Annotated in this window: 11 protein-coding genes; 9 read left to right on the top strand and 2 right to left on the bottom strand. The window is 69.1% G+C overall.

The window, feature by feature from the left end:
* Window positions 1–12: 12 nt before the first annotated feature.
* From ACH4E8_RS31250 to ACH4E8_RS31275, 6 genes are all read left to right on the top strand, one after another.
* Window positions 13–5,556 (top strand): amino acid adenylation domain-containing protein, encoded by a 5,544-nt coding sequence (locus tag ACH4E8_RS31250; RefSeq protein ID WP_398454901.1) that lies wholly within the window; start codon window positions 13–15, stop codon window positions 5,554–5,556.
* Window positions 5,557–5,642: 86 nt separating this feature from the next.
* Entirely contained in the window at window positions 5,643–6,719 is a 1,077-nt protein-coding gene (hisC, locus tag ACH4E8_RS31255) for a histidinol-phosphate transaminase (RefSeq protein ID WP_398454712.1), read from the top strand.
* A gap of 68 nt (window positions 6,720–6,787) precedes the next feature.
* Window positions 6,788–7,015 (top strand): MbtH family protein, encoded by a 228-nt coding sequence (locus ACH4E8_RS31260; protein ID WP_398454713.1) that lies wholly within the window; start codon window positions 6,788–6,790, stop codon window positions 7,013–7,015.
* 26 nt (window positions 7,016–7,041) lie between these two features.
* Window positions 7,042–7,401: a nuclear transport factor 2 family protein gene (locus ACH4E8_RS31265; RefSeq protein ID WP_398454715.1), complete on the top strand. Its 360-nt coding sequence runs from the start codon at window positions 7,042–7,044 to the stop codon at window positions 7,399–7,401.
* Window positions 7,402–7,482: 81 nt separating this feature from the next.
* Window positions 7,483–8,853 carry a hypothetical protein gene (locus ACH4E8_RS31270; RefSeq protein WP_398454717.1) on the top strand — a complete coding sequence of 457 codons (1,371 nt, stop codon included), beginning with the start codon at window positions 7,483–7,485 and terminating at the stop codon, window positions 8,851–8,853.
* Between the two features lie 43 nt (window positions 8,854–8,896).
* Window positions 8,897–9,931: a methyltransferase gene (locus tag ACH4E8_RS31275; protein WP_398454719.1), complete on the top strand. Its 1,035-nt coding sequence runs from the start codon at window positions 8,897–8,899 to the stop codon at window positions 9,929–9,931.
* A 131-nt stretch (window positions 9,932–10,062) separates the two neighbouring features.
* Here the strand turns inward: ACH4E8_RS31275 and ACH4E8_RS31280 are convergent, their stop codons facing one another.
* Window positions 10,063–10,725 (bottom strand): GntR family transcriptional regulator, encoded by a 663-nt coding sequence (locus ACH4E8_RS31280; protein ID WP_398454721.1) that lies wholly within the window; start codon window positions 10,723–10,725, stop codon window positions 10,063–10,065.
* A 143-nt stretch (window positions 10,726–10,868) separates the two neighbouring features.
* On the opposite strand from ACH4E8_RS31280, the gene lhgO reads away from it, so the two are divergent.
* Window positions 10,869–12,116: an L-2-hydroxyglutarate oxidase gene (lhgO, locus tag ACH4E8_RS31285; protein ID WP_398454723.1), complete on the top strand. Its 1,248-nt coding sequence runs from the start codon at window positions 10,869–10,871 to the stop codon at window positions 12,114–12,116.
* A 127-nt stretch (window positions 12,117–12,243) separates the two neighbouring features.
* Window positions 12,244–13,647 carry an MFS transporter gene (locus tag ACH4E8_RS31290; RefSeq protein ID WP_398454724.1) on the top strand — a complete coding sequence of 468 codons (1,404 nt, stop codon included), beginning with the start codon at window positions 12,244–12,246 and terminating at the stop codon, window positions 13,645–13,647.
* 83 nt (window positions 13,648–13,730) lie between these two features.
* On the opposite strand, the gene ACH4E8_RS31295 is transcribed toward ACH4E8_RS31290, so the two are convergent.
* Window positions 13,731–14,315, bottom strand: a complete 585-nt coding sequence (locus ACH4E8_RS31295) for a helix-turn-helix domain-containing protein (protein WP_398454725.1) — start codon at window positions 14,313–14,315, stop codon at window positions 13,731–13,733.
* A gap of 150 nt (window positions 14,316–14,465) precedes the next feature.
* Here ACH4E8_RS31295 and speB point away from each other — a divergent pair, with 150 nt between their 5' ends.
* Window positions 14,466–15,458, top strand: coding sequence for an agmatinase (gene speB, locus ACH4E8_RS31300; RefSeq protein ID WP_398454727.1), 993 nt, complete (start codon window positions 14,466–14,468; stop codon window positions 15,456–15,458).
* Window positions 15,459–15,464: the final 6 nt, after the last annotated feature.

The following is a 15,464-nucleotide window of genomic DNA, read 5'->3' on the forward strand; positions in this document are numbered from 1 at the left end:
CTCGTCGTCGCCGTGCTGGCAGTGCTCAAGACCGGAGCCGCCTACCTCCCCATCGACACCGACTACCCCCCACAACGCATCGACTTCATGCTCACCGACGCCCACCCCGTCGTCGCGGTCACCACCGAAACCACCCAGCATTTGGTCGGAGACACCCCCCAGCTCGTCATCGACCAGGCCACGACCCGCACCCAGCTCGCCACCATGCCGGCCCACGAACCCACGGACACCGACCGGCACCACCCCCTGTCCCCGTCCCATCCCGCCTACATCATCTACACGTCCGGATCAACGGGTCACCCCAAAGCCGTCGTCATGACGCACGAGGCGGTGCTCAACCTCCTCACCTTCCACCGAGCGGAAACCGTCGACGTACCGAACACGACGACGTCCCAGTTCACGAGCATCAGCTTCGACGTCGCCACGCAGGAGATCCTGTCCGCGCTGTGCTCCGGCAAGACGCTCGCCATTCCCGGGGACGACGTCCGCAAGGATCCGTCCGAGCTCTTGGACTGGCTTGAGCGCCACCGCGTGAACGAGTTCTTCGCACCGACGCTCGTCCTCGAAGCGCTCTGCGCTGCGGCCGAGGAGGAGCAACGGGATCTGCCGGAGTTGCGCTACTTGGCGCAGGGCGGCGAAGCGCTGACCCTGAGCAAGCAGATCCGCGACTTCATCGAACGCGGTGCGGGCGGCCGGCGACTCTACAACCACTACGGACCGAGCGAGACCCACGAGTCGACCGCGCACACGCTCCCAGTAGACGTGCTCGGCTGGCCGGAAACGGCTCCGATCGGCCGCCCGATCTCCAACACCCAGGTCTACGTGCTCAACGGCGTGCTCCAACCGACTCCTCTGGGAGAAGTGGGGGAGCTGTACATCGCCGGCAAGTGCCTTGCCCGCGGGTATCTCCGTCGCACCGGTCTCACCGCGGAGCGATTCGTGGCCAACCCGTTCGCCGCACCGGGTGCGCGGATGTACCGCACCGGCGACCTCGTTCGATGGAACGCCGACGGAGCGCTGGAGTTCATTTCCCGCGCGGACAGCCAAATCAAGATCCGTGGCTTCCGGGTGGAGACGGGCGAGGTCGAGGCCGCGCTCGGAAGCCACCCCGAGGTCGCCCAAGCCGCAGTGGTCGCCGTCGACGATGCGGTGCAGGGCAAGCGGCTGGTGGCCTACGTCGTCCGCCCCGGGGCCACGCACCCGCCGTCGTCCGTGCGCAGTCACCTGTGCTCCCTGCTGCCCGGTTACATGGTGCCGGCGTTCATCGTGGACGTCGACGCGTTGCCGCTGATGCCGAACGGCAAGCTGGACCGACGCGCGCTGCCGGCACCCGACGAGGCGCACGGCGTCGTCGGGCGCCGCCCGATGAATCCTCAGGAAGAGATCGTTTGCGAGCTGTTCGCCGAGGTGCTCGGCCTGGCCGCGGTGGACCCGGACGACAGCTTCTTCGACCTCGGTGGTCACTCCCTGAGCGCAACGCGCCTGATCAACAGGATCCGCTCGGTCCTGGGGCTGGAGTTGCCCGTCAGAGCGGTGTTCGACGCCCGCAGCGCCGCCGCGCTGGCGAAGTTGCTCCGCGACGCCGGACGGGCGCGACCGTCCCTGGCACCGGAGGCACGGCCCGATCTGCTCCCCCTGTCGTTCGCGCAGCGTCGGCTGTGGTTCCTGGACCAGATGGAAGGGCCGAGCCCGACGTACAACATTCCACTGGCCCTTCGGCTCACGGGCCGGCTCTCCCCGGAAGCGCTCCGCCTGGCGCTCCGGGACGTGGCGCAGAAGCACGAAATCCTCAGGACGGTCTACGCCGCCGATGACGGACTCCCTCGCCAGAGCATCTTGGACGCCACCTCGGCGGGGCCCCGGCTGGACGTCGTCGACGTCGCCGAGGCCGGGCTGGGCGACGCCTTGACCGCCGCCAGCAGGCAGCCGTTCGACCTCGCAGCGGACCAGCCCTGGCGCGCCTTCCTCTTCCGGCTCGACGAGGAGCAGCACGTCCTGCTGTTGGTGGTGCACCACATCGCGGCCGACGGTTGGTCCCTCGCACCGCTCTACCGTGATCTCGCCACCGCATACGCGGCGCGCGCCGCGGGCGAGGTGCCGACATGGGCTCCGCTGAAGGCACAGTACGCGGACTACGCGCTCTGGCAGCGACAGTTGTTGGGTGAACTGGACGACCCCGGGAGCCTGCTCTCACAGCAGTTGGCGTACTGGCGGGCAGAGCTCGACGGCCTGCCCGACGAACTGGACCTGGCCCCGGACCACGCACGGCCTCCCGTCGCCTCCCACGTCGGCGACATCGTTCACTTCGCCGTACCGGACGACTTGCACAAGATGCTGGTCGTCATGGGTCGGGACAACCAGGCGACGTTGTTCATGGTGCTCCAGGCCGCTTTGGCGACGTTGCTGAACCGGTTGGGGGCGGGCGACGACATCGTCATCGGCAGCCCGATCGCCGGGCGAACCGACGAGAACCTCAACGACCTCGTGGGGTTCTTCGTCAACACGCTCGTGCTCCGGACGGACCTCAGCGGAGATCCTAGCTTCGAGCAGGTCCTGAAACGCGTACGCGGCAAGGTCCTGGGTGCCTACATGAATCAGGACCTGCCGTTCGAGCGCCTGGTGGAGGAAGTCAATCCGACGCGGTCGATGTCTCGGAACCCGCTGTTCCAGGTGATGCTGACAGTGCACAACCTCCCGGACTCGGATCTGCGGATGCCGGGGCTCTCCATCGTGCCCGAGCACGTCGACGCCGGCATATCGAGGGCCGACCTGGGCTTCAACTTCGTCGAGCACAAGGGCCAGGGCGGTGAACCCGACGGCATCTCCGCCGTGATCGAGTACAACACGGACCTGTGGTCGAGGGAGTCGGTCGAGGACCTCGGTCTGCGTTACCTGCAAGTGCTCAGGCAGGCGGTCACGGATCCGGCTCAGCCGGCACAGCAGATCCGGATCCTCTCCTCCGACGAGCGCCGTGAGCTGGTGGCGTCCTGGACGGCCGTCGACGCCGGTGAACAGGGCTCCACGGTGCCCGAGCTGTTCCACGCCCAGGCGGTGCGGACTCCCGACGCCGTCGCCGTCGAAAGCGGCGGCGCGGCGCTCACCTACCAAGAGCTCGACGCACGTGCCAACCGTCTCGCCCGGCTGCTGGTGGCGCGCGGTACTCGACCTGAAGACGTCGTGGCCGTGGCGCTGCCGCGATCGATCGAGCTGATCGCCTCGGCGCTCGCGGTCATGAAGGTCGGGGCGACCTACGTACCCCTCGACGTCGCCTACCCCGCGGAACGGGTCGGGCTGATCCTCAAGGAAGCACAGCCGGCTCTGCTGCTCACCGCGTCGACCGCGGCGGCGCAGTTCCGGCAGTCGGGCTTCCCCACGGTGACGGTGGACGAAGCGGACGCCGCGGGGGAACCGGCCGACGGCGTCGAATCCGCCGTCCCGCCTGCCGGGGACCACGGACGTCCGTCGGCCCATACGGCCGCTTGCGCCGTCTTCACCTCCGGGTCGACGGGCACGCCGAAGGGCGTCGTCCTGTCCCACGCCAACGTGGTGAACATGGCGACGGGGCACATCGAGGAGATCGGCCTCCAGGTGGGCAGCCGGGTCTACCAGACCGTCTCGGTCGCCTTCGACGTGGCGATCGCCGACACCCTGATGACGCTGCTGAGCGGCGCGACACTGGTCCTGGCGGATGCCGATGCGACGTTGATGGGCGACGAGCTGGCGGATGTGCTGCGCCGTACGGCGGTGACGCACGCCACGTTGCCGCCCGCCGTCCTCGCCACCCTCCCGGAACGCGACCTGCCCGCCCTGACCTGCGTGGTGACCGGGGGAGAGGCGTGCGCCTCGGACACCATCGAAAGGTGGTCCCGAACGGTGGACGTGGTGAACGTCTACGGGGCCACCGAGGTGGCCGACTGCGCCACCATGAACCACCGGCCGCCAGGGGATCGGGACACCCGAGCCGTGGGCGCAGCGGTCGCCAAGGCACGCCTCTACGTACTGGACCGGAACCTCCAACCGGTTCCCACCGGGGTCGTCGGAGAGGCGTACATCGCCGGCCCGGGGGTCGCGCGCGGATACCTGCGGCGGCCGGGTGCGACAGCCGAACGGTTCGCACCGGACCTCTTCGGCCCGCCGGGGACGCGCATGTACCGGACCGGTGACCGGGTCCGCTGGCGCAGGGACGGGAATCTGGAGTTCCTCGGTCGCGTCGACAACCAGGTCAAGCTGCGCGGCTTCCGCATCGAGCTGGGGGAGGTCGATGCGATCCTGGCAGGGCACCCCACGGTCTCCGAGGCGAGGTCCCTGGTGCGCGAGGACCGCCCGGGCGATCGGCGCCTGGTCGCCTACGTCGTACCCGAACCGGGTGCGAACGGGCCGACGCCCGGCATGCTGCGGGAGTACGCCGCCCAGCAACTGCCGGCGCACATGGTGCCGGCCGTGGTGGCCGTGCTGGAAGCCCTGCCGCTCGGGCCGACGGGGAAGGTGGACTACCGGGCGCTGCCGGTGCCGCACTACGCGCCGTCCACCAGCGGGCGCCCGCCCGGCGGACCCGAGGAAGAGCTGCTGTGCGACCTGTTCGCCCAAGTCCTGGGTGTGGCGTCGGTAGGGGTGGACGACAGCTTCTTCGAGTTGGGCGGACATTCGATTCTGGCCGTCCAATTGATCAACCGGATCCGTGACGCACACGGAGCGAAGATCGCCATCCGCGATCTCTTCGAGGCTCCGACGGTTGCCGGACTGGCCGTTCGGCTCTCCGACGGTGCGAATTCCGATGCGTTCGACGTACTGTTGCCGATGCGCACCAGCGGCCGTCATGCGCCGGTGTTCTGCATCCACCCGGCCGGCGGAATCAGCTGGTGCTACTCCGGCTTGATCAATGCGCTCGGGGCGGAGCATCCGATCTACGGGTTGCAGGCGCGGGGCCTCGCGGAGCCGGCAGAGCTGCCCTCGTCGATCGAGGAAATGGCGAGTGAATACGTACGGCACATCCGGGCGGTTCAGCCGACCGGGCCGTATCGGCTGCTGGGCTGGTCCTTCGGCGGAGTCGTAGCCCACTCCGTGGCCGTGCAGTTGCGGCAGAACGGCGACCAGGTGGACTTTCTGGCGATCCTGGACGCGTATCCGGCGGTCGGGACCGCGGCGGAGTCCACATTGGACGGTGCAGAAGCGTTCGCCGCGCTGTTCGGAACTGCGGAAGGTGCGGACGAGCCGTTTGACGGCAGGCCCCTGATGGAGCTCTTGCGTCAGGAGGGGGTGGCCCTGGGGAACCTGGAGGACCGCCATCTGGCCGGCATCCGGGACATCTTCATCAACAACGTTCAGCTTGCGCGCACTCACGTGCCCGATGTGTTCGACGGCGACGTCCTGTTCTTCAGCGCCACCCATGGTCGAACCGGCGACCTGCCCACGTCGAAGGATTGGCGCCCCTACGTCGGCGGTGCGATCGAGGATCACGCAATTCCCTGCCAGCACAGCGAGATGACGCAGGCTGGGCCGCTGCGTGACATCGGGCCGATCCTCCGCGCCAAGCTTCAGGAAGTGACTCCGCTCTAAGGGAATTCAAGCACTCCCTTTCGCGGTCTGAAGAGTTTCCTACCTCAATGCGCGCAGTGGTCTAAGTGGGCGCGGTCAGGAGTGTCATGGATGTGCTGAGGCTGCATTGCAACGAAAGCCCCTACGGACCGCCGATGTCGGCGGTGGCTGCCGCGACCGACGAACTGAACGCGAGCGGCGCACGGTATCCGGACAGTGAATGTGCGCTGTTGCGCGAGCGCATTGCGCGCCACGTCGGCACGTCGGGCGAGATGGTCGCAGTCGGTAACGGAACCGATGAGTTGCTCTTTTTGATCACTTTGACCTGTGCCGGTCCGGGTGGTCAGGTCCTGGTCACCGATTCCACGTTCCCCGGCTATCTGAACTCTGCTGCTGCAGTCGGTTCTTCGGTGAAGACGGTCCCCTTGAACGACCGTCGGATCTCGGCGCAGGCGGTCATCGACGCCTTGGGGCCGGACGTCAAGGTCGTCTACGTGTGCAACCCGCACAACCCGACCGGCACGGTGCTTCCGCCGGCGGACGTCGAGCGGATCGTGGACGCGGCGGACGCGGCCGGGGCGATCCTCGTGCTGGACGAGGCGTACATGGAGTTCCTCTCCTCGGAGGGCGGGACGGGACTCGACGCGGTCAAAGCGGGCCGGCGAGTGATCGTTCTGCGCACCTTCTCCAAGGCGTGGGGGTTGGCGTCCCTGCGGATCGGTTACGCCGTGGCCCACCCCGAGCTCATCGGTCGCATCGAACGGGGGCGAAGGGCCCTGCCGTTCAACGTCAATCGGCTGGCCCAAGGCGCCGCGGCCGCAGCGTTGGACAGCGACGGCTTCATCGAAGGGGTCCGCAGTCGAACGTCGGAAGCGCGCGAGCGGTTCTATCGACGGTTGGCAGCGGCTGGAGTGGAATACGTGCCTTCGGTGACGAACTTCGTTCTGGTCAACGTGGAGTGCGACAGTTCCGTGGTCGCACAGCAGTTGGCTGACGAACACGGCGTCATCGTCCGCGACCTCGAACTGTTTGGTTTGCCGGGTCATTTGCGTGTGACGATCGGCACGGAGCAGCAGGTCGACCGCTTCTGTTCGGCATTGGAATCCGTGCTGTCCTCCCTCGCGGCCGAGGCCCGGCGGGACACCGTCGACGGCCGGTCCGATGTGGCTGCCCTGCCGCTTTAACGCAGTTGTCAGAGCCGAACTGCCAAGCGCTGCGTAAGAGTCTCCCGATGTATCGAAAGGATTTCGCTATGACCAACCCCTTCGATGACGAGAACGGCACCTTCCTCGTACTCGCCAATGACGAGGGCCAGCACTCGCTGTGGCCGGCATTCGCGGACGTTCCGGCCGGATGGACCGTCGTCCTTCCGGAGAACTCCCGCCAGGCGTGCCTGGACTACGTGAATACCCACTGGACCGACATGCGTCCCAAGAGCCTTGCCAGCGCGATGGACGATGCCCGCGGCAACGGTGCGTGAGCACTTCCAGCCGGAAGGGAAGAGAAGTGGATTCTGTCGACCGCAAGAAGATGGTGCTCCGTTACTACGAGCTCGTTGATTCTGGCAGCTATGGTGAGCTCTTTGAGATGTTCGACGAAGATGTCGTCTACGAACGGGCCGGCACCGGCAGCATAAAGGGGCAGCAGGAGCTGCGCTCCTTCTATCTGAAGGACCGCATCATAGCCGGCGGGCGGCACGTCGTTGCGACGGTCGTGGCGGACGACGACTGGGTCGTGGCGCGCGGGACGTTCGAAGGGATTCTCAAGTCCGGGGAAGAGGTCTCCGTCCCCTGGGCCGACTTCCATCAGTTCCGAAAAGGAAAGATCTGGCGCAGGCACACGTATTTCGGTGCTCGCCCCATCTGACCGAAGGCGGACAGGGAGTGACCAGGCGGACAGGAAGTGACTTTGATGAATCAACGAACGGCCCTGGGAGAAAGGTGAACGATGGGAGTGCGCACGGAGAAGTCACCGAACGCCTGGCCTGCCATGTTGCAGGACGTCGGAGTGGGCGGAGCCAGCACCTGTGCATGGCAGGCAGTTCCCGACGGTTCGGCGGAGAAGGCCCTGTCCGCACTGCGGCAGTGGCGCCTGCGCGCGGCCGCACTGAGGCCGGACCACCTCGCTGACTTCCCCTTTCAAGCGCTGGTCAACCACTACCGCGGTGTCGGACGGTTATCCGCTGCCGACTCGGTGGCAGCCGAGTTGCGCCGACTGCACGACTCGCTGGTCGAGGCCGAGGTCGAGACGGTTCGGGCAGGTGTGGCGTCGGGCTCCGTGCTGGCCCACTGGTTACCGCTGTCCATCGACCAGGAGGACGGTGACTACCACACGTACATCGGGACGGCGCTCTACGAGCGGCATTGGCGGCAGCAGTCCGAGCGGCGCCCCGAAAGCGAAGCACGTGATGAGGTCATGGTCGCGTTGATGGCCGATCTGCTCGCCACCGAAGGACGTGCACTGATGCACACCGCGAGCCGGGACCAGTACGCGCGCACCCGCGCCGCCTACCAACTCCTCAAGCAGTCGGCCACCTTGGCGCCGACGATGCAGCAAGACGTCGCGGATGTCTCCTCCGGTGCTCCCGCGGTCGCGGACGGCACAGACGGCACGGCGCTCGCGACCGACAGCATGGGCCTGGCGGCGGACGTGCTGGCCCGGGTGCCCGACGCCGTTCGGCAACTCGTCGACATCACCATGCTGCCCGTCACGCAACTTCACGACGAGCAGATGTTCATTCGTTGCATACAGATCTTCGAAAGCCTCTACGCGCACGTCGCCGGGGGCCTTGAGCGCGCGATCGCAGCCCTTGAGAACGACGAAGCGGACGAGGCCGAAGCCGTGTTGCGGGACGCTGCCGCACGGGTCGAGGCCATGCCGATCCTGTTCCGTGTGCTGACGACGATGCCGCGGGACGCCTTCGCCGTCATCCGCAACCACACCCACGGGCGGAGCGCCATCCAGTCGCGGTCCTATCGCCAGGTCGAGTCGTTGAGCGCACCGCGGGACGAGGGGGCCGGGCCCCAGCGGACCGACCGGCGCGACGACGGCGACTCCACGCTCCAATCGGTCTACCTGGAGCGAGTGGAGCACCGGATGACGGCCGCCCGAGCCGGCGGCCTGGCCGACGTGATGCGCCGGCTCGACCTGGCCTGGCGCACGTCGAAGCGTACGCATTGGGGCGTCACCCTCAAGGTCATCGGCACGGTGCCCGGCACCGGTGGGACCTCGGGGGCCGACTACTTGAAGCAGGCGGCGGGCATCTCCCTCTTCCCGGCCTTGGCGGCCGAAGCGGCGCCGGGCACCGCGTCGCAGTGAGGTCCGCACCCCAGTCATGACAGCCCCACCAGAAGGAAGACCGATGTCTGAACCCGGTACACCGTTGCAGCCCCAAGCGGCCAACCAGGAGCTACGGCGCAGAATCATGGGATACATCGTGTCCCAGTCGATCTTCACGGTGAACGAGCTCCGCATAGCTGACCGTCTCGGCGGGGAGGCACGAAGCGTCACCGACCTCGCGCGAGAGTGCGGCGTGGACGCCGACGCGCTCCATCGCACCCTGAGGCTCCTGGCGGCCGAGGGCCTCTTCCACGAGGGGCCGACCGGTAGCTTCCGCCTCGCCGCGCTGGGCGAGTTGCTGCGCACGGAAGCACCGGGCTCCCTCCACGAGTTCGTCAACCTCATGGCCGGTGAGTCCTACCGGGTCTGGGCGGAATCGGCCTACTCGGTGCGCACCGGCAAGCCCGCCTTCGACCTCGTGCACGGCATGCCGCACTTCAATTGGCTCGCGGAACACCCCGATGCCGCCCGGGACTTCAACAGGGCGCAGGCGTCCTTGGTGACCCAGCGCTCGCTCCCGCTCCTCGAACGGAACTGGCAGGGCGTCAAGACCGTCGTCGACGTCGGCGGGGGGAACGGCCAGCTGCTGGCCACGCTCCTCAGTCAACAGCCGCACCTGGAGGGCGTGCTGTTCGACCTGCCGCACGTGGTGACCGAGGCGCAGGCGAAGCTGACGGAGAGCGGCGTCCGCGACCGCACCCGGATCGTGGGAGGGGACTTCTTCGCCGAAGTGCCGACCGGTGGTGATGTGTACGTCCTGGCCCAGATCCTCCACGACTGGAACGAGGAGCAGGCGCTCGGCATTCTTCGTTCCTGCCGGAAGGCCCTGCCCGACCACGGTCGACTCCTGATCCTCGAACAGGTGATCCCCGAGGACGACGAGCCGCATCCGGCCAAGCTCCTCGACCTGCACATGCTGGTCCTGCTGGGCGGGCGCGAACGGACCGAGACGGACTGGCGTTCCCTGCTCGCGGACAGCGGTTTCCGACTCGAATCGGTCGAGCAGGGCGCCCGCTCGTCCCTGATGACCGCCGTGCTGGACGGCGCCGCGCGCTGATCCGCCGCGGAATGCAGGACGGAGCTCCCGGGGGGAACCGGGCTCCGTAGCTCCGCTGCGGACGACACGTCCGCACGGAGGGCTGCGGCCGATGGCGGCCGCGGCCGTGGACGGCCGCAGCCGCCCGGCGGTCAGTTCTGCCGCTGGGCGGCCATGACGTGGTCGCGGGCGCCTTCGACGTGCGCGGTGATCGCGCGGCGCAGTGCCGTGGCGTCGCGGTCGCGCAACGCGTCGACCATCTGCTGGTGCTCGTCGTCGATGCGTTCGAGGTCGTGGCCCGAGCGCACCCAGCGCCGGCTGTACGGCTCGACGAGGTGCAGGAGCTGGTCGACGAAGCGCAGGGTGAGCCGACGCTCGGAGAGGGCGTACACCCGGCGGTGGAACTCGTAGTTGAGGGAGGCCCGGACCGCGGCGTCGGCGCCCTGACGGCGCATCTCGTCGGCGAGTTCCTGGAGCGCGTCGATGTCCCGGTCGCGGCAGCCGCGCACGATCTCTTCGGACAGGTGCGGCTCCAACTGTAGGCGCAACTCGAAGAGTTCGGCGATCTCGCCGTTGCTGAGTTCGGCGACGAGCATGCCGCGCTGCGGCACCACCTCGATCAGGCCCTCGGCGGCGAGCGTGTGCAGGGCCTCGCGCAGGGGGATGCGACTGACCTTCAACTCGGTCGCGAGCTTCTCCTGCACCAGGCGGGTGCCCGGGAGCAGTCCGCCGTCGCGGATCGAGGTGCGTAGCCGTTCGGCGATGACGCCTGCGCTGTTGCTCGTGCTGCTGGGGGTCCGGGCTACTCGGGTCACTTCGTCACTCTATCCCTTGTGCTTCCCCGCAGCGACTGTATACATTCGCCACTCGTTCCCACCGAATGTATACAGCCACTGCGGACCGCGGGTTCGCGCCACACGTTCAGCCATGCGTCCACGCCACCAGAAAGGGCTGCCGGATGTCACGTTCCATCGACGTCGCCGTCATCGGAGGAGGGCTGCTCGGGCTCGCCACGGCCCGGGCGCTGCTGCGTGTTCGGCCCGACCTCTCCGTCACGGTCCTGGAGAAGGAGGCGCACTGGGGCGCCCACCAGTCCGGGCACAACAGCAACGTGATCCACAGCGGTCTGTACTACGCGCCCGGCTCCCTCAAGGCCCGGCTCGCCCGGGCCGGCGGCGAGGAGATGATCCGCTACTGCGAGCAGCACGACGTGCCCGTCAAGCGCACCGGCAAGCTCGTGGTGGCCACGTCCACGGCCCAGCTCCCGGGTCTGGACGCGCTTGAGGAGCGCGGTCGGGCGAACGGAGTGACGGTGCAGCGGCTGAGCCGCGGCGAGTTCGCCGAGCGGGAGCCGCACGTCGCCGGGGTGGCCGCGCTGTCGGTCGCGGACACCGCGATGACCGACTTCGGCCAGGTGTGCCGTGCGCTCGCCGCCGAGCTGACCGAACTCGGCGCCGAGCTGCGCACCCAGTCGCCCGCCCTGTCCTTCGCCACCGACGGGGACCGGACCGTGATCCGCACGCCCCACGAGGAGCTGCGGGCCAGGATCCTCGTCAACTGCGCCGGACTGCACAGCGACAAGATCGCGGCGGCGGCCGGTGACCGTCCGACGGTGCGGATCATGCCCTTCCGCGGGGAGTACGCCGAGGTCAGGCCGGGTCGCCGGGGGCTGATCAACAACCCCGTCTATCCGGTGCCCGACCCGGAGCTGCCCTTCCTCGGCGTGCACATCACCCCGATGCTCGACGGCACGGTCCACGTGGGCCCCAACGCCGTGCCCGCGCTGGCCCGCGAGGGCTACCGCTGGCGCGACGTCGAGCCCCGGCTGCTGGGCGAGCTGTTGCGGGACCCGGCCCTGCGCGGCCTCGCCCGGCGCTTCTGGCGGCACGGGGTCACCGAGATCACCCGCTCGCTGGTCTGGCCGCTCTTCGTCCGCGAGGTCCGCCGCCTGGTCCCGGAGATCGAGAGCCGGGACATGAGGCGGCACGGCAGCGGCGTACGCGCCCAGGCGGTCACGGCGGACGGGCAACTCGTCGACGACTTCATCATCAACCGCACCCCGCGCGCCGTCCACGTGCTCAACGCGCCGTCCCCCGCGGCCACGTCGAGCCTCCACATCGGCAGCAAGATCGCGGCCGACGTCTTCGAACAGCTCGGCCACGAGGACTCGGCCCGGACCGCGCGCGACGGGTCCGCCGCGACCTGACCGACCGCTCCCCGCCGCACCGGGACCCCCGCACGGGGGCCCCACCCCACGCAGACCCCGCCCCCCACTTCCCCCTTCCCTGCTCCACCCCGCTCTTTGCTCTTTCAAAGGTGATCGAGGACAGCACATGGCGAAGCACCCGCAGACAGACGCGCCGGACTCCGGACCTCCCCCCGCCACCGCCCGCCGCCGCGTCGCCACCGCCACCATCGTGGGTTCCGCGCTGGAGTGGTACGACTTCTATCTCTACGCCTCCATGGCCGCGCTGGTCTTCGGCAAGATCTTCTTCCCGGGGACCGACGACACGGCCGGCACCATGGCCGCCTTCGCGACCTTCGCGGCCGGCTTCCTGGCCCGCCCGCTCGGCGGCATCCTCTTCGGTCACCTCGCCGACCGCATCGGTCGACGGAACGTACTGATCATCACCTTCGTGCTGATGGGCGTCTCCACCGGGCTCATCGGGCTGTTGCCCACGTACGACAGCATCGGCGTCGCGGCGCCCGCCGCCCTGGTCGTCCTGCGCATCCTCCAGGGCCTCGGCTCCGGAGCCGAGTACGCCAGCGCGGCGGTGGTCGCCTACGAGCACGCCGACGAGGGCCGGCGCGGCCGACAGGGCGCCTGGCCGGCCCTGGGGCTCAACCTCGGACTGCTGCTGTCGTCGCTGACCGTCACGGTGCTCACCACCCTGGACGAGGACGTGCTGCTGGACTGGGGCTGGCGCGTCCCGTTCGTCGCGAGCTTCGCCCTCGCGGGCGTGGGCCTGTGGGTGCGGCGTCGGGTGCCGGAGTCGCCCGACTTCCAGCGCGACAAGAAGAAGGAGCAGGACGCGGCCCCGCAGCTGCCGCTCGTCACCCTGCTGCGCAAGCAGCGCCGCGGCTTGCTGGTGGTGCTGGCCGTCTCGCTCGGCTACAACGCCCTCAGCTACATCTTCAAGACCTTCTCGCTGGCCTACCTCGCGGACTTCCAGGACGTCTCGGCGAGCGTCGGCGCGTTCGGCATCACCCTGGCCAGCGCGACCGCCATCGTCACCGTGCCGCTCTTCGGCTGGGCCAGCGACCGCTTCGGCAGCCGCAAGGTGCTCGCGGTCGGCGGCGTCGCGTCGGCGCTCTTCGCCTTCCCGTTCTTCGTCCTGCTCGACACGCAGAACTCCGTGGTGATCTGGGTGTGCCTGATCATCGCGACGGGCGTGTTGGCGCCGATGATGTTCGCCCCGCAAGGCGCCTTCCTCTCCCGGCAGTTCCCGGCGGACGTCCGGGTCAGCGGGGTCGGCACCGGACGGGAGATCGGCGCCGCGCTCTCGGGCGGTCTGGCTCCGCTGGCGGCCCTGGCCATCGTCGGCGCCAGTGCGACCAACGCCACCTGGGGCGTCTCCCTGATCCTCGTCGGTGCGGCCGTCGTGGTGGTGCTCGGCGCCGCCTTCGACCGGGGCGCCCGCCCGGCCCGGTCCGCCGCACCGCAAGACGGTGACGACGACCTGACCCCCGGTCAGGCTTCGGAGCGGGACGAGGTGTCCGCGGGGCAGGCCCGCTGACGACGAGTCACCCATGAGACGGGGTTGGCCCGGACCGCACGGTCCGGGCCAACCCCGTCTCCGGCACTACGGGCATCAGCGCTCTAGTGGGTGCCGCTCCAGGGCGCCGGGACGAAGGTCCACGTCACTTCGGCCGGGCCGGTGCCGGAGTTGCGCCAGGTGTGCGGTTCGCGGCCGGCGAAGGTGAGGGTGTCCCCGGCGGTGAGCGTCTGCGCGTGGTCGGTGAAGCGGACGGTGATCTCGCCGCTGACCACGTGCAGCACCTCCACGTCGCAGTTGATCGTGTACAGCTCGTCACCGCCGTGCGCGTCCGGCTCCAGGTGCGAGCGGAGGATCTGGACCTTCGACTGGGCACGGGGGGTGACCATCCGGTCCTCGACGCCGTGGCCGCCCATGTTGAGCCGCGGGGCCGCGTCGCGACGGATGAGTTCGGTGTCGGCGCCCTCGAAGAGCGAGCCGACCGGCAGGGACAGCACCTGGCAGAGGGTGACCAGCGAGGAGACGCTCGGCGAGGTCTCGTCTCGCTCGACCCGGCTGAGGAACCCCCTGGTCAGCCCGGTGGCGGCGGCGACCTGCTCGATGGTGAGGCCCTGGGCCTTGCGGGAGGCCCGCAGGCGCGCTCCGACGCGCACCGGATCGGCTGACGGCGTCGGGTGCAGCGCTTTCATCGAAGTCCTCGCGTCACTCGTTCGGCCTCTGGACAACTCTTGACAGAGCGGTTGCTTGGGGCAAACACTACCCGGAATGAAAGTTGCCTAATAAGCATTATTTGTTGTGTATAGGTAACTTCCCCCTCCTGGAACAGATCCGAGGTTCGGATGAACACCGTCGAACCCCCGAGGCCCCCGGTCGGCCCTCCGGACGCGAGCCTGAGCCCCCGCTACGCGGGCATCGCGACCTTCGCCCGCCTGCCCCGCCTCCAAGACGTGGGGCGGGCCGACATCGCCGTCGTCGGCGTGCCCTTCGACAGCGGGGTGAGCTATCGGCCCGGTGCCCGCTTCGGGCCCGCGCACATCCGCGAGGCGTCCCGGCTGCTGCGGCCGTACAACCCGGCGCAGGACGTGGAGCCCTTCGCCGCACAGCAGGTCGCCGACGCGGGCGACGTGGTCGCCAACCCGTTCAGCCTCGACGAGGCGGTCAGCCAGATCCAGACCGCCGCCGAAGAGCTGACCGCGGACGGCACCCGACTGCTGACCCTGGGCGGTGACCACACCATCGCCCTCCCGCTGCTGCGGGCCGCCGCCCGCCGGCACGGCCCGCTCGCGGTGCTCCACTTCGACGCCCACCTCGACACCTGGGACACCTACTTCGGCGCCCCGGTCACGCACGGCACGCCCTTCCGCCGCGCGTCCGAGGAGGGGCTCATCGACCTCACCGCCAGCCTGCACGTCGGCACCCGCGGACCGCTGTACTCGCGCCAGGACCTGCGGGACGACGCCCGCCTCGGGTTCGCCGTGATCTCCAGCCCCGAGATCGAGGAGGAGGGCCTGCCCCGGGCGATCGAGCGCATGCTCGCCCGCCTCGGCGACCGGCCGGTGTACCTCTCCATCGACATCGACGTCCTCGACCCGGCGCACGCCCCCGGCACCGGGACCCCCGAGGCGGGCGGCATGACCAGTCGCGAGCTGCTCGCGATGATCCGCGCCCTGCGCGGGGTGCACCTGGTGGGCGCCGACGTGGTCGAGGTGGCCCCCGCCTACGACCACGCCCAGCTCACCGCCGTCGCCGCCGCCCACACCGCCTACGAGATCCTCTCGGCGATGACGCCCGACCACCTGCCCGAGCCGGACGACCGGCCCCAGGAACGATAGGGGAAG

The sequence above is a fragment of the Streptomyces sp. NPDC017979 genome (assembly GCF_044328175.1).
Classification (GTDB): Bacteria; Actinomycetota; Actinomycetes; order Streptomycetales; family Streptomycetaceae; genus Streptomyces.